This is a genomic window from Streptomyces synnematoformans, assembly GCF_039531005.1.
Taxonomy (GTDB): Bacteria; Actinomycetota; Actinomycetes; order Streptomycetales; family Streptomycetaceae; genus Streptomyces; species Streptomyces synnematoformans.
On the sequence record NZ_BAAAPF010000118.1, the window covers coordinates 1 to 19,558 of the forward strand.

General features: G+C 73.8%; 19 protein-coding genes and 1 pseudogene. 11 read left to right on the forward strand and 9 right to left on the reverse strand.

Translation table 11 applies throughout. The annotated features are described in order from the left end of the window. The 5 genes from ABD317_RS18370 to ABD317_RS18390 form a co-directional block, all read left to right on the forward strand. A partial coding sequence (locus tag ABD317_RS18370; protein WP_344291032.1) for a hypothetical protein occupies positions 1 to 214 on the forward strand: 214 nt, incomplete at its 5' end. Between the two features lie 57 nt (positions 215 to 271). Beyond that, entirely contained in the window at positions 272 to 1,240 is a 969-nt protein-coding gene (locus ABD317_RS18375) for an aldo/keto reductase (RefSeq protein ID WP_344291033.1), read from the forward strand. Then, positions 1,237 to 1,986, forward strand: coding sequence for a sulfotransferase-like domain-containing protein (locus ABD317_RS18380; protein ID WP_344291034.1), 750 nt, complete (start codon positions 1,237 to 1,239; stop codon positions 1,984 to 1,986). The genes ABD317_RS18375 and ABD317_RS18380 overlap by 4 nt, the downstream gene beginning before the upstream one ends. A gap of 21 nt (positions 1,987 to 2,007) precedes the next feature. After that, positions 2,008 to 2,844, forward strand: coding sequence for a family 3 encapsulin nanocompartment shell protein (locus ABD317_RS18385; protein WP_344291035.1), 837 nt, complete (start codon positions 2,008 to 2,010; stop codon positions 2,842 to 2,844). Continuing rightward, positions 2,837 to 3,988: an MFS transporter gene (locus tag ABD317_RS18390; protein WP_344291036.1), complete on the forward strand. Its 1,152-nt coding sequence runs from the start codon at positions 2,837 to 2,839 to the stop codon at positions 3,986 to 3,988. The genes ABD317_RS18385 and ABD317_RS18390 overlap by 8 nt, the downstream gene beginning before the upstream one ends. Before the next feature lie 23 nt (positions 3,989 to 4,011). Here ABD317_RS18390 and ABD317_RS18395 read toward each other — a convergent pair whose 3' ends face one another. From ABD317_RS18395 to ABD317_RS18415, 5 genes are all read right to left on the reverse strand, one after another. Next, entirely contained in the window at positions 4,012 to 4,428 is a 417-nt protein-coding gene (locus ABD317_RS18395) for a hypothetical protein (protein WP_027752166.1), read from the reverse strand. Between the two features lie 107 nt (positions 4,429 to 4,535). Next, positions 4,536 to 5,357: a class I SAM-dependent methyltransferase gene (locus tag ABD317_RS18400; RefSeq protein WP_344291037.1), complete on the reverse strand. Its 822-nt coding sequence runs from the start codon at positions 5,355 to 5,357 to the stop codon at positions 4,536 to 4,538. After that, positions 5,354 to 6,934 (reverse strand): radical SAM protein, encoded by a 1,581-nt coding sequence (locus ABD317_RS18405; protein ID WP_344291038.1) that lies wholly within the window; start codon positions 6,932 to 6,934, stop codon positions 5,354 to 5,356. Before ABD317_RS18405 ends, ABD317_RS18400 begins: the two co-directional genes overlap by 4 nt. Positions 6,935 to 6,969: 35 nt before the next feature. Then, on the reverse strand, positions 6,970 to 7,428 hold the full coding sequence (locus ABD317_RS18410; RefSeq protein ID WP_344291039.1) for a MauE/DoxX family redox-associated membrane protein: 459 nt from the start codon (positions 7,426 to 7,428) through the stop codon (positions 6,970 to 6,972). 66 nt (positions 7,429 to 7,494) lie between these two features. Then, positions 7,495 to 8,061: an SRPBCC family protein gene (locus ABD317_RS18415; RefSeq protein WP_344291040.1), complete on the reverse strand. Its 567-nt coding sequence runs from the start codon at positions 8,059 to 8,061 to the stop codon at positions 7,495 to 7,497. Between the two features lie 202 nt (positions 8,062 to 8,263). Here ABD317_RS18415 and arfA point away from each other — a divergent pair, with 202 nt between their 5' ends. The 5 genes and pseudogenes from arfA to ABD317_RS18440 all read left to right on the forward strand — a co-directional run. Beyond that, the gene (gene arfA, locus ABD317_RS18420; protein WP_344291041.1) at positions 8,264 to 9,793 is read left to right on the forward strand and encodes an arabinosylfuranosidase ArfA; all 1,530 of its coding nucleotides are present in this window, start codon (positions 8,264 to 8,266) and stop codon (positions 9,791 to 9,793) included. Between the two features lie 22 nt (positions 9,794 to 9,815). Further along, positions 9,816 to 11,159: an extracellular solute-binding protein gene (locus tag ABD317_RS18425; RefSeq protein WP_344291042.1), complete on the forward strand. Its 1,344-nt coding sequence runs from the start codon at positions 9,816 to 9,818 to the stop codon at positions 11,157 to 11,159. Next, on the forward strand, positions 11,156 to 12,109 hold the full coding sequence (locus tag ABD317_RS18430) for a carbohydrate ABC transporter permease (RefSeq protein ID WP_344291043.1): 954 nt from the start codon (positions 11,156 to 11,158) through the stop codon (positions 12,107 to 12,109). The genes ABD317_RS18425 and ABD317_RS18430 overlap by 4 nt, the downstream gene beginning before the upstream one ends. Further along, positions 12,106 to 12,963, forward strand: a complete 858-nt coding sequence (locus tag ABD317_RS18435) for a carbohydrate ABC transporter permease (RefSeq protein ID WP_344291044.1) — start codon at positions 12,106 to 12,108, stop codon at positions 12,961 to 12,963. Before ABD317_RS18430 ends, ABD317_RS18435 begins: the two co-directional genes overlap by 4 nt. Before the next feature lie 56 nt (positions 12,964 to 13,019). Further along, positions 13,020 to 13,298 (forward strand): annotated as a pseudogene (locus ABD317_RS18440) (sigma factor-like helix-turn-helix DNA-binding protein); the annotation flags it as partial. A 349-nt stretch (positions 13,299 to 13,647) separates the two neighbouring features. On the opposite strand, the gene ABD317_RS18450 reads toward ABD317_RS18440, so the two are convergent. Then, on the reverse strand, positions 13,648 to 14,670 hold the full coding sequence (locus ABD317_RS18450; protein ID WP_344291045.1) for a GlxA family transcriptional regulator: 1,023 nt from the start codon (positions 14,668 to 14,670) through the stop codon (positions 13,648 to 13,650). A 70-nt stretch (positions 14,671 to 14,740) separates the two neighbouring features. Between ABD317_RS18450 and ABD317_RS18455 the strand changes: the two genes are divergently transcribed. Further along, on the forward strand, positions 14,741 to 15,499 hold the full coding sequence (locus ABD317_RS18455; RefSeq protein WP_344291046.1) for a DJ-1/PfpI family protein: 759 nt from the start codon (positions 14,741 to 14,743) through the stop codon (positions 15,497 to 15,499). Positions 15,500 to 15,688: 189 nt separating this feature from the next. On the opposite strand, the gene ABD317_RS18460 is transcribed toward ABD317_RS18455, so the two are convergent. The 3 genes from ABD317_RS18460 to ABD317_RS18470 all read right to left on the reverse strand — a co-directional run. Then, positions 15,689 to 17,275, reverse strand: a complete 1,587-nt coding sequence (locus tag ABD317_RS18460) for an alpha-amylase family glycosyl hydrolase (protein WP_344291047.1) — start codon at positions 17,273 to 17,275, stop codon at positions 15,689 to 15,691. Next, complete coding sequence (locus ABD317_RS18465; protein ID WP_344291048.1) at positions 17,272 to 18,708, reverse strand: sulfatase family protein; 1,437 nt, start codon at positions 18,706 to 18,708, stop codon at positions 17,272 to 17,274. Before ABD317_RS18465 ends, ABD317_RS18460 begins: the two co-directional genes overlap by 4 nt. 39 nt (positions 18,709 to 18,747) lie before the next feature. Then, positions 18,748 to 19,558 (reverse strand): glycoside hydrolase family 3 C-terminal domain-containing protein (locus tag ABD317_RS18470; protein WP_344291049.1); only part of this gene is annotated, 811 nt, incomplete at its 5' end.

Genomic DNA, 19,558 nt, shown 5'->3' on the forward strand with positions numbered 1-19,558 from the left:
CGACGGACGGCTGGCCGCCGCCCGGCGGCACGCCGACCGCGCGGCTGTCCCGGCCACCGGGGCGGACGGAACGCCGGACTTCGCCCGGCTGCTCACCGACAACCCGCGGCTGTTCACCCGCGCCGGCTGCGCCGCGCTGGACGAGCGCCACGGGCTGCGCGACGGCCCGCTGGACCAGGCGTTCGCCGCGTACCACGCCACGCTCACCGGCTGACGACGACGGAACTGCTCACGCAACTGCGATGGAAGGGGACTCGTGCGGAATCGGACCATGGGACGGCTCGGCTGGCAGGTCGGCGAGGTCGGCTACGGCATGTGGGGCATCGGCGGCGGCCCCGGCGGCTTCACCGGCTGGGACTACGACGTCGCGCCCGACTGCCTGGACCTGGCGGTGGAGCTGGGCTGCACCTTCTTCGACACCGCCTGGGTCTACGGCAGGGGGGTCAGCGAGCAGTTGCTCGCGGCGCTCCTCCAGCGTCACCCGGAGCGGCGGCTCTACACCGCGACGAAGGTGCCGCCGCGCAACCGCGAGTGGCCCCCGGGCAAGGACGACACCCTCGACGACGTCTTCCCGCCGGACCACGTACGCGAGTACGTGCACCGCAGCCTGGAGAACCTCGGCACCGACCGGATCGACCTGCTGCAGTTCCACGTGTGGGAGGACCGCTGGGCCGGCGACGAGCGCTGGCAGCGGGTCGTCGCCGATCTCAAGGCGGAGGGCGTCATCGAGGGTTTCGGCATCAGCGTCAACCGCTGGGAGCCGGAGAACTGCATGCGGGCTCTCGACACCGGCCTCGTCGACGTCGTCCAGGTGATCTACAACATCTTCGACCAGGCACCGGAGGACGCGCTGTTCGAGCGGGCGCAGCGCGACGGCATCGGCATCATCGCCCGCGTCCCGTTCGACGAGGGCGGGCTGACCGGCGCGCTCACCCGCCGGACGGAGTTCCCCGAAGACGACTGGCGCGCCGTCTACTTCGGCCCGGACAACCTGGGCCCGACCGTCGACCGGGCGGAGGCGCTGAAGAAGGTGCTCCCCGAGGGCGTGACGCTGCCCGAACTCGCGCTGCGCTTCATCCTCCACCACCCGGCCGTGAGCACGGTCATCCCCGGGATGCGCAGGCCCGCGCACGTGCGCGCCAACCTCGCGGTCTCCGGCGCCCCGCCGCTCGACGCCGGGCTGCTGGCCGAGCTGCGGCGGCACCGGTGGGACCGGCGGCCCACGGCCTGGTCGATGTGAGCGGCGGCGACGGCGCGGGGGCGCGGGCGGGCGTCATCGCGCTGTGGGCGCACCCGCGCTCGGTGTCGACCGCCTTTCTGCGCATGATGGCCGAGCGCGGCGACGTCACCGTGGTGCACGAGCCGCTGGTGCTGCTCACGGACCACGGCGAGGTGGCGGTGCCGGGCGTCGGCGGCGGCACGGCCACCGTGCGGTCGTACGCGGTGCTGCTCGCGCACCTGGCCGAACTCGGCGCGGCGGGCCCGGTGTTCTTCAAGGACACGCTGGAGTACCACTACGACCACCTCTTCGCGCACCCCGGGTCGATCGCCGGCTTCCGGCACACCTTCCTCGTCCGCGAGCCCGCGGCGACCATCGCCTCGCACCACGCCGTCAAGCCGGAGTTCGCCTGCCGCGAGGTCGGCTACGAGCACCAGTGGGAGCTGTTCCGGCTGGCGTGGCAGACCACCGGCGTCCGGCCCGTGGTCGTCGCCGCCGAGCGGCTGCTCGCGGACCCGGCCGGCACGGTGGCCGCGTACTGCGCGGCGACCGGCCTGCCCTACCTGCCCGCCGCGCTGACCTGGGCGCCCGGGGAGCTGCCCCAGTGGCGGCGGAACCGGCGCTGGCACCTGGACGCCAGCGCCAGCTCCGGCTTCGCCGCCCCGCGCGCCCGGCACGCGGTCACCGTCGCGGACGACCCGCGGCTGCGCGCGTACTACGACCACCACCTCCCCTACTACCAGCGGCTCGTCGAACACGCCCTCTGACCCCGGCACAGGAGGAGAGACATGACCGCGACCGAGATCCGCACCGCCACCCCCGGCGAGCAGTTCGCCCGCGCCTTCCGCACCGACCCGGCGGCGGCGGAGGTCCGCTTCGACTTCACGCTCAGCGACGCCTTCCAGCCGACCGCGGACCGCCCCCGGCTGACCGTGCGCAACCTCTTCCGCAAGCAGCGCGTCGACGCCGGGGCGCTCGTCTCCTGGTTCGAGTCCCGGCCCGGCGGCGCCGCGCCCGGCGCGCCGGGCGGGCGGCTGCGGGAGGCGGACTTCCGCTTCGGCACGGCGGCGTACGGCGTCGCGCCGATCGCCGGCTGGGTGCAGGTCCCCGACCGGCTCGCGGCCGAGCCGGCGGCGCTGGCGTCGTTCGTCGACCGCCGGCTGATGGTGCGCCTCGGCACCGCGGAGAACCGGGCGCTGACCGTCGGCCTGCTGAGCCACCCCGACCTGGCGCCGCTGCCGTACTCCGGCTCGTACGCGCAGGGCGTGCTGGCCGCGTTCGACGAGATCGAGCAGACCGGCGGCACCGGGCACGCGATGATCGTCAACCCCCGGGACTACTACGGCGAGCTGGTCGGCGCCGGCAACCTGCTGACCGACCTGGCCCGGGAGAAGGTGATGATCTGCCGCAACCGGCACGTGGCGCCCGGCCACGCGATCGTCGGCGACTTCGCGATGGCGGCGCGGCTGCTGGAGGCCGGCCACTCGGTGATCAAGGTGGCGGAGCCGCCGCCCGGCACCTTCGCCGCACCGGGCACCGCCGTGTGCGCCGAGGTCTACGAGGGCGTGGCCCTGCAGCTGCCGACGCACTTCTACCACGTGGTCCCGGGAGGGGCGGATGACTGAACAGCGGTGGGCACCCACCTTCGCCGGCCTGGTCGCCGCGCTGCTCTGCACGTTCACCGCCGTCGGCATGGTCATCCCGATCATCCCCAAGCTGGTCACGGACGAACTGGACGGCTCGGCCTTCGAGGTGGGCGTCACCTTCACCGTCTCCGGCGTGGTGGCGCTGCTGGTGCGCCCGTACGCCGGGCAGCTCGCCCAGCGCACCGGCTGCCGCCGCGTGATGCTGTTCGGCGCGGTGCTCGTCGTCGCCACCGCCGGGCTGTACGCGCTGCCGCTCGGCCTGGCCGGGCTGTATGCGGCGCGGGTCCTGCTGGGCGTCGGCGAGGCGATGCTGTTCATGGCCGGATCGCTGTGGACGGTGTCCCTGGCCCCGCAGGACCGGCGGGCGCAGATCGTCGGCTTCTACGGGCTGGCCATGTGGAGCGGGTTCGCGCTGGGCCCCGTGCTGGGCGAACTGGTGCACCGGGCGGGGTCGTTCGAGGCCGTGTGGGTGGCGGTCGCCGTGCTGCCGGCCGTCGCGTTCTGCGTGATCCTCGGGCTCACCGACCGGGTGGAGCGGGGCGCCGCGGTCTCCCGCAAGCTGCTGCCGCGCTCGGCGGTGCTGCCGGGGGTGTCGCTGGCGTGCGGCTCCTTCGGGTACGCGATGGTCGCGGGCTTCGCGGCGCTGGCGATGACGGACCGGGGCGTGGCCCACGGGTCCGTCGTCGTCAGCGCGTTCGGCGCCGCGTACGTGACCGTCCGGGTGGTGGCGGGCCGGATCCCCGACCGGGTCGGGGCCCTGCCGGTGGTGGTGTTCTCGGCGTCGGTGGAGGCGGTGGGCATGGTGCTGATCGCCTTCGCGAACGACCTGTGGCTGGCCGCGCTCGGCGCGCTGATCGCCGGCGGCGGCTTCACGCTGCTCTACCCCGCGCTCGCGCTCATCACCATCGACGCCGCGCCGGCGGCCGAACGCGGCGCCGCGCTGGGCGCCGTGACGTCGTTCTTCGACGTGGCCATCGGTCTGGCCGGGCTGATCGGCGGTGCGCTGGCGGAGGTCAGCTACACGCTGGCGTTCCTGCTGGCGGCCGGTGCCGTGCTGGGCTCGCTGTACGCGGGCACCGCCGCGGCCCGGGGCGCGCCGGCCCGGGACCCGGCGGCGGCCTGAGCCGCCGGGCCGCCGGCCGGGCGCTACGGGGGCCAGCCCGCGGACGGGGCGTCGGAGCCCTCCCCCTCGTACCGCTCCGCGCAGCGCTTCTTCACCTCGCGCTCGACCAGCGCCCGGCCGGCGGCCTCGCCGTTCTCCCGCCGTTCCTTCCTGGCCAGCTCGACGACGTCGAGCAGGATCGTGTTCTGCCCGTCGGACAGGCCCTTCTGCTGATAGTCCGACTGGCTGCCACCGCCGGGTTTGAGCTGGTCGTGGGCCCAGTAGGTGATCAGCCGAACGCACACGGCCTCGTGGGAGGTCGCGCTCGGGGACGGGGCGGCCGACGAGGAGGGTGACTCCTCGCCCCGGCCGGCGGTGTCGTCCGAGCCGCCGCACGCGGTCAGCGCGGCGGCGAGCACGACGGCCGGGACGAGTAACGATCGGGTTCGCGTCAACGCCATGGCCCTGACCGTAACGCGAACGGGCCGCCGCGGCACCGGCGTTCGCCGCGGCCCTCCCGAAGGCGTACGGCCGCACCGGGCCGCCGCGCGGAGCGCGTCACCGCGTCTTAAGTGCCCCCGCGCTCGGCGATCAGCAGGGCGTAGCCCAGGGTGCCGTCGGCGACGGCGGCGCGGGCCGCGGCCAGTACCGCGGGGGCGGCGGCCAGGTCGACCCCGGCCTCGGCGAGCCGGCCCGCGGCGGTCATGCGCAGCAGGTTCAGCCGGGCTTCGATCTGGTCGATCATGCGGGTCATGGCCTGGTCGTGGCGCTCGGTGCGGACGGTGCGCAGCCCGGCCGCGGCCAGGATCCCGGCGTACTCCGCCAGCGGACGGGCGTCCGCGATGCAGGCGATCCGCGCGGCCAGGCCCGTCAGCTCGGGCGGGAGCCGGTCGGGTGCGGCGGTGACGTCGGTGATGCCGAGGCGGCCGCCCGGCTTCAGGACGCGGGCGAACTCGGCGGCGGCCCGGGCCTTGTCGGGGAAGGTGCACAGGGCGCACTCGCATACCACCGCGTCGAACACGGCGTCCGGGTGGGGCAGGTGCTCGGCGTCCCCGGTGGCGAACGCGGCCCGTTCAGCGAGCCCGGCGGCCCGGGCCGCGTCGCGGGCGAGAGCGGTGTGGGCGGGCGCGTAGTCCACGCCGTCGACGCGGACGCCGTAGGCGTCGGCGAGGAGCAGGGCGGTGGTGCCGCGGCCGGAGGCCACGTCGAGCACGCGGCGCTCCGCGGCCAGGTGCAGGCCGTCGGCGAGGCGGCGGGTGAGTGCGCTGCCGCCGGGGTGGTAGGACTCCCCGAGCAGGAGCGCGACGACGTCGGAGGAGTACGCGTCCGCGCAGCAGGCTTTGAGCGCGTCGCCGGGAAGGCCGGACCGGAGGGTGTTCCCGTCGCTCATCGGCTCTCCTCCCCGGCGGCGGTCCCGGGGGCGGTGCGGGCGGTCTTGGATCCGTACGGGGTGCTGGTGAGCCGGTCGGCCAGCGGCAGCGCGTTGGGGACGACGCCGGCGACCGGTACGCCGGACTGCTCGGCGCGGACCTGTTCGCGGTAGCCGGCGGAGTTGTAGGCGCAGAACGGGATCAGCCGCCCGTCCGGAGTGATCTCTTCCACGCAGCACTTCATCAGCTGCTTGACGTTGAGCGTGTACGGGTCCTGGAAGTCCTGGACGACGATCATGAACGCCTTGTCGTCCAGCTGCTTCACGGCCTCGGGCAGGTCGATACCGCACGCGTCCGCGCAGTCCAGCGCCTCGGCGGTCGCGCGGAGCTGCTCCTCGGTGGTCTCGGTCCCCATGAACGCGGAGGCGGACCAGAGCTTCTCCAGCGCCTCGCGGATCCCGGCGTCGGGCATGACGCGGTTGGTGACGTAGTCGAGGTGGTCCTCGACGTTGAGGAGCCGCGGGATCGGCACGACGGTGCGGTCGCCCGGTTCGCCGTCGACGAGGAGGTAGGTGATGGCGCGGCAGGTGGGGAAGCAGCAGGGGACGGGGAAGAAGTCGCCCTGCTGGAACCACTGCGGGCGCTGCTCGTTGATCAGCCGGATCACGTCGGGGTTGGTGAGCCGGTTCAGCGGGTCGAACTCGACGTGCCGGCCGGAGTGGGTGACCGGCTGGAAGGCCACGGAGCGGACGGCGGGGTGGTCGATGCCGTACTCGATGATCGCCCCGAGCTCGTGCTCGTTGAGCCCGCGCTCGACGGCCGCGACCAGGGTGGCGGTCAGCCCGGCGGCGGCGCAGTTGTCCAGCGCGCGCTGTTTGACGGTGCGCAGGTCCCGGCCGCGGATCTCCCGGTGGGTGCGTTCGTCGAAGCCGTCGAACTGCAGGTAGATGTTCACCGACCGGCGGGGCACCCGGTTGCGTTTCCCCAGTTCGGCGACGAAGTTCCTGTCCGAGGCCAGGCGGATCCCGTTGGTGTTGAGGGTGACGTTGCGGATCGGCCGGGCCTGGGCGAGGTCGATGAAGTCGAGGATGCCCTTGTGGATCGTGGGCTCGCCGCCGGAGAACATCACCACCTCCGCCTCGCCCTCGGACTCCACGAACACGTCCAGCATCCGCGCGCACTGCTCGTGGGTGATGGAGTAGCCGTCGCTCTGGTGGCCGGAGTCGGCGAAGCAGATCGGGCAGTCCAGGTTGCAGCCGGTGTTGACCTCGATGATCCCCAGACAGGCGTGCTGCTTGTGCTCCGGGCACAGCCCGCAGTCGCTCGGGCAGCCGTCCTTCACCTCGGTCTGGAAGGCCAGCGGGATCGTGCCGGGCTTGTTGAACCGGGCGGAGGCCAGGTACTCCTGCGCGTCCCCGTACACCAGGGCCTCGAACTCGCCGTGCTCGCGGCAGCGTTTCCGCAGGTACACCTTGTCCTCGCGGATGTTGACCTGGGCGTCGACGGGTGTCTTGCACATCGGGCAGACCGACTTGGTGAACTCCACGAACACTTCGTCGCGGTCCGCCTTGCGCCGCGGCGCCGGGGCCTGGGTCATCACACAGTTCCTCTCGGGAGGGGGCTGGCAATCGATCACCGGATGATGTGGGCGTCACGTCCCGCCGCCGTCCCGTCCCCCGGGCCCCGCGCCGCCGCCTTGCGCGCGGCGCGCAGCAGCAGCGCGGCGTACAGCAGGAGCAGGCCGTCCTGGACCAGGACGAACCAGGTCAGCCGCTGGGTGAGGTAGTTTCCGAAACAGCCGCAGTTGTCCACCACCAGCCCCCGGGCGTACGCCTGGACGGCCAGGGCGGCCCACACCAGCGACACGGCGGTGAACACCAGGACCGGGGCGATGGCCGCCGACCGGGGGCGGGCGAGGAACCACACCCCGGAAACCAGCTCCCCGGCGATCAGCAGCGCGGCGAGCACGGCCGCCGCCCCGCCGTGCACCAGGTCGTACGCGCCGAGCAGGGAGGGCATGTCGGCGGCGGAAGCGAGCTGGCCGACGGCCATCGCCGTGTAGACGGCGCCGAGGACGAGACGGAGCACCATACGTACGACGCTACGGGCGCGGGGGCGGCGGCGACAGTGAGCGTCCCCGCGTAAAGCGGCGGCCTCTCACCGGTGCGGCGCCGCGCGCCGTTCCGCCTCGGCCCGCAGCGAGCCGAGGGAGGCGGCGACGGTCTCCTCCCAGCGGGTGGCCACCGCCCCGCCCCACCACTGCCCGAGCCGCCACAGGTCGGTGCCCAGCTCGCCCGCGTACGTCAGCCGGGTCCCCGCCCCGGTCTCGTCCAGCACGAACGACTCGGTCACGTGCGGCACGGGGCCGCGCACCAGGCGGAAGTCGATGCGCCCGGGGCGGGTGAAGCGCACCGTCTCCGTCGTCACCGCGCGCAGCCGCCCGCCCGCGACCGGGGTGTAGTGCTCGGCCAGCACCAGGTCGCCGCCGCGCTCCAGCACGTGCAGCTTCTCGGCCATCGCCCGCGGGGTGCGGCCCAGGTACGGCCGGGCCACCACGTCGAACACCGTCTCCCGGGGGGCCGCGATGTCCACGGTCTGCGGGCCCAGCGGCCGGGTCCGGCGGCCCACGCCGAGGTCGACGGGGACGGCCCCGGTCACCAGCCCCAGATAGCCGGCGGCCAGCGCGCCGCCCGCACCCGCGGCCCAGGCCACGGCGCGCATCATGACGGGTCACCTCCGACCAGATCCGGTAGTACGTACCGTGGTACGTACCGCGAGACTGCCGGTCCGAGCATGCCACCGTCCGCCCGGACTCGCCAGACCGGCGATCTCTTGCGCGAGTCGTTGACGCGGTGCTGGTTCGACTCTACGGTCTCGTTCGAAGTCGCGATCGATATCCGATATTTCGAACGACGGAAGGTGCGCAATGACCCGTGCCGTGTCCACGGCCCGTATGACGCTCGATTCCGCCTTCGTCGTCGCCGAGGTGAGTCCGCGGCTGTTCGGCTCGTTCGTCGAACACCTCGGCCGCTGCGTCTACACCGGCATCCACGAACCCGGCCACCCGGCCGCCGACGAAACCGGGCTGCGCGGCGACGTGCTCGGGCTCATCCGCGAGCTGGGGGTGACGACGGTCCGCTATCCCGGCGGCAACTTCGTCTCCGGCTACCGGTGGGAGGACTCCGTGGGGCCGGTGGAGCGGCGGCCGCGGCGGCTCGACCCGGCCTGGCGGTCCACGGAGCCGAACCGCTTCGGGCTCGCCGAGTACGTCGCCTTCCTGCGCCGGATCGGGCCGCAGGCCGAGCCCATGATGGCCCTCAACCTCGGCACCCGGGGCGTCACCGAGGCGCTCGAACTGCTGGAGTACGCCAACCACCCGGCCGGCAGCGAGCTGTCGGACCGGCGCGTCGCCCACGGCGACAAGGCCCCGTACGGCATCCGCCTGTGGTGCCTGGGCAACGAGTTGGACGGGCCCTGGCAGACCGGCCACAAGACGGCCGCCGAGTACGGCCGGCTGGCCGCCGAGACCGCCCGCGCCATGCGCCAGTTCGACCCGGAGCTGGAGCTGGTCGCCTGCGGCAGCTCGAACCGGGGCATGCCGACCTTCGCCGCGTGGGAGGCGACGGTGCTGGCCGAGACCTACGACCTGGTCGACTACGTCTCCCTGCACGCCTACTACGAGGAGCTGGACGGCGACCGCGACTCCTTCCTCGCCTCCGCCGCCGACATGGAGTCCTTCATCGAGAGCGTCGTGGCGACCTGCGACCACGTGGGCGCCCGGCTGAAGTCGGCCAAGCGCATCGGCCTCTCCTTCGACGAGTGGAACGTCTGGTACCAGTCGAAGTGGCGGGAGCAGGCCGAGGCGGACCCCCTCGACTGGCCCGAGGCCCCGCGCCTCCTGGAAGACAACTACAGCGTCGTCGACGCCGTCGTCTTCGGCTCCCTGCTCATCGCGCTGCTGCGGCACGCCGACCGGGTCGGCGTCGCCTGCCTCGCCCAGCTGGTCAACGTCATCGCGCCGATCATGACCGAACCCGGCGGCCCGGCCTGGCGGCAGACCACCTTCCACCCCTTCGCGCAGGCCGCGCGGTACGCCCGCGGCGGGCAGGTGCTGCACGTCGCCGCCGAGTCGCCCACGCACGAGACCGGGAAGTACGGCGAGGTGCCGCTGCTGTACGCGACGGCCGTCCGCGACCCGGAGTCGGGCGCGGTCACGGTCTTCGCCGTCAACCGCGACCAGCGGCGGCCGCTGCCGCTGGAGGTGGTGCTGCACGGTCTCGCGGTCTCCGAGGTGGTGGAGCACAGCGCGCTGGCCGACGCCGACCCGGAGGCGCGCAACACCCTCGCGGACCCCGACCGGGTCGTCCCGCACCCCGTGCCCGGCACGACGCTGCGGGACGGGACGCTCAGCGCCGTCCTGGAGCCCCTGTCGTGGAACGTCATCCGCTTGAGCTGAACGCACGCACCAGGGAGGCGGCATGAACCGCGAACCACCCCTCAGCCGGCGGCGGCTGCTGACCGCCGGGGCCGGTGCGCTGGCGGCCGGCGCCGTGCCCGGCCTGGCCGCGGCCGGCTGCGCCGCGCCCTCGTTCACCGCCGAAGGCAAGACCCGGCTGCGCTACTGGCACCTCTTCGGCGGCGGCGACGGCGCGAACATGACCGCCATGGTCGACGCCTTCGACGCCGAGCACCCGGACATCGACATGCAGGCCACCCAGCTCGACTGGGGCCCTCCGTACTACACGAAGCTGGGCATGGCAGGCGCCGGCGGGCGCGCGCCCGAGGTGGGCGTGCTGCACCTCACCCGGCTCGCCGGGTTCGGCCCCGGCAAGCTGCTCGACCCCTTCGACCCGGGCCGGCTGGAGGCGCACGGCATCACCCCCGACCGCTTCCCGCCGGAGATCTGGCGGCGCGGGCAGGTGGACGGCGAGCAGTACGCGATCCCGCTCGACACCCACCCGATCGTGCTCTACTACCACACCGAGATCTGCGAGGAGGCCGGGCTGCTCACCGACGACGGCGGCCTCCGGCCCATCCGGGGGGTCCGCGCGTTCGTCGAGGCGCTGCACACCGCCAAAGAGGTCACCGGCGCACCGCCCCTGGTCGCCGAGACCCTCGGCACCGACACCGTCACCCCCTGGCGGCTCTTCAACACCTTCTACTCGCAGACCGGCGGCACCGTCCTGTCGGAGGACGGCACGCGGATCACCATCGACGACGCCAAGGCCATGGAGGTCCTGGAGTTCATGGCGATGCTCACCGACGAGGGCCTGATGGTGCGGCGCGCCGACTACCCCGGCTCCGTCGGCATCTTCGGCGCCGGCGAGACCGCCTTCTCCCTCAACGGTGAGTGGGAGGTGACCACGTACACCGCCAACAAACTGCCGTTCTCCATGACCCGGGTGCCCGCGCTCTTCGGCCGGCCCACCGTCTATGCGGACAGCCACTCCTTCGTGCTGCCGCACCAGGCCACGCGGTCCGATGCGGCGAACGAGGCCGGGTACGCCTTCGTCGCCTGGATGCTGGAGCACTCCGTGGACTGGGCCAAGGGCGGCCACGTGCCGGCCTACCTGCCCACGCTCAAAGACCCGGCCTATCTGGAGCTGCAGCCGCAGTCCGCGTACCGGTCCGTCATCGACGACGTCGTGCTCGACCCGGCCGTCTGGTTCGCCGGCTCCGCCTCGCTGCTGCAGATCGAGCTGGGGGCGGTCTTCTCCAGCGTCTTCACCGGCTCCCGCAGCCCGCAGGGCGCGCTGCGCGAGGCGAAGTCGCGGCTGCGGAAGCTGCTGGACACCCCCGACCCGATAGGAGGCGCCGTATGACCGCCACCAGCGTCGCCGTTCCGGCGGCGCCGGAGCCGGCGGCGGTGCCGGCGGCGCGGCCCGCCGGCGTCCGCCGCAAGTGGACCGAGCACGGGCTGGTCTTCATCGCCCCCTTCCTCCTCGTCTACGGGATGTTCCTGCTCTGGCCGCTGGTCTTCGGCGTCCACCTCAGCCTGCGCAGCGACAACATCACCGGCTCGGGCGGCGAGTACGTCGGGTTCGACAACTACACCGAGGCGTTCCGCGACGAGAACGTCTGGTCCTCGCTGTGGAACACCGTGTGGTTCACGGTCCTGTCCACGATTCCACTCGTCGTCATGGGCCTCGTCTTCGCCCTGCTGGCGCATAATCTGCGCTTCGTGCAGTGGCTGTGGCGGCTCAGCTGGTTCGCGCCCTTCGTGCTGCCGTCCGGCGTCGTCGGGCTGCTCTTCCTCTGGGTGATCTACCCGTCCGACTTCGGCTTCGCCGACCAGCTCCTCGCCCAGTTCGGACTGCACCCGGACATCGGGTGGCTGACGGACGAGCGGTACGCGATGCTGTCGATCGTCCTGACCACGGTGTGGTGGACGGTCGGCTTCAACTTCCTGCTCTACCTCGCCGCGCTCCAGTCCATCCCGCAGCACCTGTACGAGGCCGCGGAGCTGGACGGCGCCGGCCCCTGGCACCGGCTGCGGCACATCACGCTGCCGCTGCTGCGGCGTACCACGGGCGTGGTCCTGGTGCTCCAGATCCTCGCCTCGCTGAAGGTCTTCGACCAGATCTACATCATGACCGGGGGCGGCCCCGACGACTCCACCCGGCCGATCCTGCAGTACGTCTACCAGTCGGGCTTCACCGGCTACCGGATCGGCTACGCCTCCGCCGTCTCGTACATCTTCTTCGCTCTGATCGTGCTGGTCGCGCTGATCCACCTGCGGCTGGCCCGCCGTAACGCCGAGGAGTCGTCATGAGTGCACCGGCCGCAGCCTCGGGCCGCAGGCCCCGTTGGACCCGTGGGCGCGTCGCCCTGGTCGCCGTCGCGCTGCTGCTCGTCGTGGTGTGGGTGCTGCCGCTCGCCTGGGCGCTGTCGATCTCGCTGAAGCCGGACGCCGAGACGACGCAGACCGGGCTGGACTGGATCGGCTCGACGATCACGTTCGACGCCTACGAGGCGGTGTGGGAGACCGGCGACATCGGCCGCTGGCTGTTCAACACCGCCTACATCGCCACCATGACCACCCTGCTGACCGTGGCGCTCTGCGCGATGGCCGCCTACGGCTTCGCACGCACCGAGTTCCGCGGCCGCAAGGCGCTCTACGCGCTCGTGCTGGCCGGGATCATGGTGCCGCCGCAGGTGCTGATCGCGCCGCTGTTCGCGGAGATGGTGCAGCTGGGCCTGGTGGACACGTACTGGGGCGTGATCCTGCCCCAGGTGGCCGTGCCCGCGATGGTGTTCATCCTGGTGAAGTTCTTCGAGGGGGTGCCGCGCGAGCTGGAGGAGGCCGCGTTCGTCGACGGGGCGGGCCGCTGGCGGGTGTTCTTCACGATCGTGTTGCCGCTGTCGCGGCCGGTGCTCGCGGCGGTCGCGATCTTCACCTTCATCTCCACCTGGAACAACTTCCTCTGGCCGTTCCTGGTGACGACCGACCCGAACGGCATGACCCTGCCCGTCGGGCTGGTCAACGTCCAGTCGTCGTACGGCGTGCGCTACGCGCAGATGATGGCGTCCGTCGTCATGGGCGGGCTGCCGCTGCTGGTGGTCTTCGCGATCTTCCAGCGGCAGATCGTGCGCGGCATCGCGCACACCGGGCTGGCCGGGCAGTGACGCCGCCCGGCCACCGGATCCCCCGGCGGGGACGGTGGCCGGGCGGGGGCTGCCGGCGCCGGGCCGCCGCCCGCCCGCGGCTGGCCGACACGGACGACTGGCAGTCCGCGGCGGAGCGGGCCCAGCCGCGCGGCCTGCCGGGACCCGACGAGGCGGTGGCCCTCGCCGAGTTGCTGGCCGCGCTGCCGGCCGAGCGGCGGGAGGCGTTCGTGCTGACGCAGCTGGTCGGCCTGCCGTACGCCGAGGCGGCGCTGCTGAGCGACTGCCCGGTGGGCACCGTGCGGTCCCGCGTCAACCGGGCCCGCACCGCGCCGGTGCGCCGGCTGTACGACGCCGCGCCGGACGTCGCGGTGCAGGGCGCGGACGACGTGGTCGAGCGCGTCGGGGTCCCCGCCGCGGGCGGCGAGCGCCCGGGCGGTGATCGACGCGTCGGACGCGTCGGGCATGGCGGACGTGGTCATACGGCTTCCTTCTCGGACGGGCCGGACGGCGGCGGATCGTCGGCACGACCGGCGGCGGAGAGCACGACGCACCGGGCCGCGAACGTCGCGGCCCGCACGGTGCGCGCACACCACCCGGCAGTCATCGCGGGCTCATCGTCGCATCGCACCGGTGCGGGCTCCGGGCGGGCCGGGCGTTCCCACGGCGCCGTCTGCCGTACCGCCGCCGCGGGCCGCAAGCCGGCTACTGTGCCGCCGGCGGGAAGGCCGGGCCGTCGTGCTGTTCGCGGAAGGTGCGCCGGTACGCCGAGGGGGGTGCGCCCACCCGGCGGCAGAAGTGGGTCCGGAGGGAGACGGGCGAGCCGAAACCGGTGAGGCGCGTGATCTCCTCCACCGACAGATCGGTGGTCTCCAGCAGCTCGCGGGCCCGCTCCACCCGGGCCCACAGCAGCCACCGCAGCGGCGTGGTGCCCGTCCGGGCCCGGAACATGCGGTGCAGGTGGCGTACGCTCACCCCGGTCCTGTGGGCGATGTCGGCGAGGGTGAGCCGCCGGTGGAGGTTCCGGTGCAGCCACTCCACCGTCGCGTGCAGCGGATCGCCGCCGGTGCCGGGGTGGCGCAGCAGCTGCGCCGTCCCGCCCTCCCGCCGCAGCGGGACGACCAGCGCGCTCGCCGTGCGCGCCGCCACCGCCGCGCCGTGGTCCCGGCTGATCAGGTGCAGGCACAGGTCGATGCCGGCGGCCAGCCCGGCCGAGGTCAGCACCTGCCCGTTGTCCACGAACAGCACCCCGGGGTCCACCCGCACCTCCGGGTGGTCGGCGGCCAGCCGCCCCGCGGCCAGCCAGTGGGTCGTCGCCCGCCCGCCGTCCAGCAGCCCCGCCTCGGCGAGCAGGAACGCGCCGGTGCAGATCGACGCGACCCTGATCCCCTTGTCGTACGCGGCCCGCAGCAGCGCCGGCACCGCCGGGTCGCGGGGTGCGGCGCGGCGGGCGACGCCGGGCACCACGACGGTGCCCGCCGCCAGCGCCGCGGCCAGCGGATGGGAGGGCGTCAGCCCGAAGCTGGCGGCGCCGGCCACGGTGGTCGTCACCGGCCCGTCGCCGCACACCCAGACCTCGTAGGGCGGTGTGCCGTCGGGGAGGCGGGCGATGCCGAACGCCTGGCACGCCGCCGTGACGTCGAACCCCACGGCCCCCGGCGGCGCGAGCACGGCCACCGGGTGCCGTGCCGTCGGCGGCGGCGGCGGTGGTGGTGGCGGCGTCACCATGGCACGAATCCGTCGAAGCGCGTCACGGCCGTCGATGTCACTTCCCGCGCCCGCCGCACACACTCACCTCATGACAGCCGACAACCACCACAGCCGCAGAACCTTCCTCCGCACCACGACCGCCGCGGGCGTCGGCGCCACCGCCGTGGGAACGGCCGGCTCCGCCTCCGCCGCCCCGCCGCAGCGGCCCGCGGGACCGCTGCGCGTCCACGTCGTGCTCTTCGACGGCGTGGAGGAGATGGACTTCGCCGCCCCGTACTACGTCCTCGGCATCGCGGACATGCACAGCCCGCACGGCGTGTCGGTCCGCTACGTCACCGCCGACGGCTCCCGGGCCGTCACCGCCTCGCAGGGCACCCGCGTGCGCCTCACCCACGGCTGGGCACCGGACGAGGCGGACGTCCTCGTGGTGCCGGGCGGCGGTTTCGCCGGCACGGACCGGCCCGGTGTCGGCCGGGAGATCCGCCGCGGCGTCCTGCCCCGGACCCTGGCCCGGGCCCGGCGCCCGGGCCTGACCCTCGCGTCGGTGTGCACCGGCGCGATACTCCTCGGCGCGGCCGGCCTGCTGCGGGGCCGCCCCTGCACCACGCACCACGGCGCCTTCGAGGCGCTGGAGTCGTACGGCGGTGTCCTGACCCGCGCCCGGGTCGTGGACGACGGCGACCTCGTCACCTCCGGCGGCATCACCTCGGGGCTGGAACTGGGCCTCTGGCTGGTCCGGCGCGCGTTCGGCCCGGACGCCGCGCTGGACGTGGAACGCATGCTGGAGTACGAGGCGCGCGGCACGGTGTGGACCGCCGGGGAGCCGTCCCGTTCCGGCGGCCGGTGACGGCGCCTCCGGCACCACGCCGTCCGCCCGGCCGCGCCGGCGGCCGGCGCCGCGCACACACACGTCCGGACCGCCCATGCCGTCTCCTCGCCGCGCTCGTCGTCACCGCTCCTTGAAGAGGAGTCGGACGAGTCCCGCGGCGGGTTCCCGCGGGCGGGCGGCGTGGACCGCGTTCGTGCGCCGGCGGGCTCACCCGATCTCGAACACGCCGTAGCCGAAGCCCGCCGCCCCGATGTCCCCGCTCTCCGCGACGGTGACACCGGACACCTCCCGCGCGGTGCAGCGGACCCCGGACGGCAGCGCGGCCGTGGCGGGGGCCCGGCCCGGGTTGACCACGACGAGGTACCGGCCGCCCCGGACGTAGACCAGCGGATAGCCGGCGTACAGCACCTCCGCCGCGCCGCCGCTGCCCAGTTCCGGGGCGGCCCTGCGCAGGGCGATCAGCCGCCGCACCAGATGCAGCAGGGACGTCTCGTCGGCCCGCTGCGCGGCCACGGTGGGGCGGTCCGGATCCGGGTCGAGCGGGAGGTACAGCCGGTCGGCGGGGGCGGTGGAGAAGCCGGCGTTCACGCCGTCGTCCCACTGCATGGGGGTACGGGACCCGGCCCGGTTGTAGCGCGGGCCCAGGACGCTGCCCTCGTGGTCGGGCAGGCCGGGGACGTAGCGCATCCCGATCTCGTCGCCGTAGTGGATCGCCGGCAGGGTGGGCCAGGTGAGCTGGAAGACGAACGCGGCCGGCAGCTGCTCGGCGGTGCGCGGACCGCAGGCCAGCCGGGAGAAGTCGTGGTTGGACGAGGGCAGGACGGCGAAGCCGGCGTCGCCGATCGCCTCGGTCGCCGCCCGCCAGGCGGTCAGGAAGGTCTGCGGGGTGCCGGCGCCCGCGGCGTCGAAGTACGGCCTGGCCGGGGCCCATTCCTCGTTGACCGTGCCGGCGTCGTTCTGCCACAGCGAACGCAGCGGCAGGCCGTTGTCGTCGCCGCCGAACTGCAGGAAGAAGTCGCCGTGGAAGCCGGCCGGCACGGCCCGGCCGGGGTCGCCCCACTCGGACAGAAGCACGGCCCGCGGGTGCGCCGCGTCCAGCCAGCCGCGCAGCTCGGTCCAGAGCTTCGCCGTCTCGGCGTGCCCGGGGTCGTCCTTGACCAGGGAGGCGGCCATGTCGACGCGGAACCCGGCAAGGCCCAGGGCCAGCCAGCGGTCCATGATGTCGCGCAGCGCCCGCCGGTTGACGCGCGGGCCGTCGGCGTCGACCGGCAGCCGCCAGGGCTCGCCGGGGTCGGTGCGCGCGTAGCCGAAGTTCAGGGCCGGCTGGCTGGCGAAGAAGTTCGGCAGGTACCAGCCGGGACGGCTGCCCGGCGAGGGCTGGAAGCCCGGCGGGCACGGCCCTTCGGGGGCCCAGATGTAGCGGTGGTCGCCGGGGTCGCCGGCGGAGGCGGTGAACCAGGGGTGCCGGTCGGAAGTGTGGCCGGCGACCAGGTCGAGGAGCACCCGGATGCCGCGCCGGCCGGCGCTGTCGACGAGCGCGGCCAGGTCGTCGTCGGTGCCGTAGCGGGGGGCGACGGTGCGGAAGTCGGCGACGTCGTAGCCGGCGTCGCGGAACGGCGAGACGAAGCAGGGGTTGAGCCAGACGGTGTTGACGCCCAGCCAGACCAGGTGGTCCAGCTTCTGCTCGATGCCGGCGAAGTCGCCGATGCCGTCGCCGTCGGAGTCGGCGAAGCTCTGCGGGTAGATCTGGTACAGGACGGCGTCGGCCAGCCAGGCCGGCGGGGGCGGCGTCACGCTGCCGCCCCCTCGGGCAGCCGTCCGTCCGGGGTGTCGCCGACCTCGCGCTGCAGCGCGGCGAGCCGGTCGGTGAGGTCGCGTACGACGTCGGCGTAGCGCGGGTCGTCGTAGCGGTTGTGCAGCTCGTGGGGGTCCGCCGTGAGGTCGAACAGCTCCCGGGCGGCGGGCCGCGGGGCGGTCCCGGCGCCGTCGGCGCCGGAGCCGTGGCCGGGGTAGTGGACCAGCTTGTGCGTCGCCGTGCGGATGCCGTAGCACGCCTGGACGCGGTGGCAGACGTCCAGATGCATGTAGTAGCGGTAGTAGACGGCGTCCCGCCAGCGCTCGGGCTCCGCACCCCGCAGCAGCGGCACCAGCGACCCGCCCTGCATGCGCGGGTGGGGCGGCACGCCGGCCAGGTCCAGCAGGGTGGGGGCGAAGTCCACGTTCGCCACCAGCTCCCGCCGGCGCGACCCCGGCGGTGTCCGGCCCGGCCAGCGGACGACGAGCGGGATGCGCATGGCCTCCTCGTACATGAAGCGCTTGTCGAACCAGCCGTGCTCGCCCAGGAAGAAGCCGTGGTCGGAGGTGTACGTGACGGCGGTGGCGCCGTCGAGGCCGCTGACGTCGAGGTAGTGCAGCACGCGGCCGACGTTCTCGTCGAGCGCCGCGACGACCCGCAGGTAGTCCTTGATGTAGCGCTGGTAGCGCCACTCCCGCTCCGCGCGCGGCGACAGCCCCGGCGGTACCGGCACGCCCTTGAGGTCCTCGGCGGTGAGGTCCTCCATGCTCATCTCGGCCTCGCGGGCCGCGGGCGCGCGGCCGGCCAGGTCGTCGTGGAGCGTGGGCGGCGCGGGGATCTCGTCGTGCTCGTACAGGTGCGCGTGCCGCGGCGCGGGCTCGAATGCCCGGTGGGGCGCCTTGTGCTGGACGAGCAGGCAGAACGGCTTGTCCGGGTCGCGCCTGTCCAGCCAGTTCAGGGCCAGGTCGGTGATGATGTCGGTGACGTAGCCGGGGTAGGTCCTGCGGCCTTCGGCGGTCAGGAACTCGGGGTCGTGGTAGACGCCGTGCTCGGGCAGGATCTCCCAGTAGTCGAAGCCCTCCGGGTCGTGGCCCGCGCCGTGGCCGAGGTGCCACTTGCCGACGAGGGCCGTCTGGTAGCCGGCCTCCCGGAGCATCCCGGGGAACGACGGCTGCGTCGCGTCGAACCGGTGGGTGGGGCCCTCCAGCGACGTCATGCCGTTGACGTGGCTGTAGGTGCCGGTGAGCAGGGTGGCGCGGGCCGGGGAGCAGATGGCGTTGGTGCAGAAGGCGTTCTCGAAGACGGTGCCCTCGGCGGCGAGCCGGTCGACCGCCGGGGTCCTGTTGAGCACGCTGCCGTAGGCGCCGACGGCCGCCGGGGCGTGGTCGTCGGTCATGAAGAGGATGATGTTCGGCCGCCGGGGCGCGGTCATGGGGTGAACCTCCGTGGTGCAGGGCCGGGCGCGGGCGCCTCAGGCGATCGTGAGCGTGCAGCGGGCCTCGGTCAGGGAGCTGGTGCCGGCGTAGACGTCGATCCGGCCCGTCTCGACGACGTGCCGCCCGGCGGCGTCGTTGGTCCAGAAGCCGAGGTCCTCGGCCCCCAGGGTGAAGCGCACGGTGCGCTTCTCCCCGGGACCGAGGGTGACACGGGCGAAGCCGCGCAGCCGCCGCACGGGCTGCGTGATGCTCGCCACCGGGTCGTGCACGTACAGCTGGACGACCTCGTCGCCGGCGCGGTCGCCAGTGTTGGCGACCTCGACCTCGACGCCGACGCGCTCGCCGCGCTCCAGGGCCTCGGCGGTGACCGTGTCCCGGTCCGGCCGGGGCCGCCCGGTGGCGAAGTCGGTGTAGCTCAGGCCGTGGCCGAAGGGGAACTGCGGCCCGTCGGGCAGGTCGAGGTACTTCGAGGTGTACTTCTCGTCCGGGTCGTACGGGCGTCCGGTGCTCTCCCGGTTGTAGTAGAGGGGGATCTGGCCGACGGAGCGCGGGAAGGTCACCGGCAGCTTGCCGCCGGGGTTGACCGCCCCGAACAGCACGTCGGCGACGGCGTTCCCGGCCTCGATGCCGGGGTGCCACGCCTCCAGCAGCGCCGGGACCTCCTCGGCCCAGTCGCCGATCGTCAGCGGCCGGCCGTTGACCAGGACGACCGCGAAGGGCCTGCCGGCGGCCGCGACCGCGGCGACGAGTTCCCGCTGCCCGGCGGGCAGCGAGAGGTCGCTGCGCGCGGCGGCCTCGCCGCTCAGCTCGGCGGCCTCGCCGACCACCTCGACGTCGTCCTCGGCG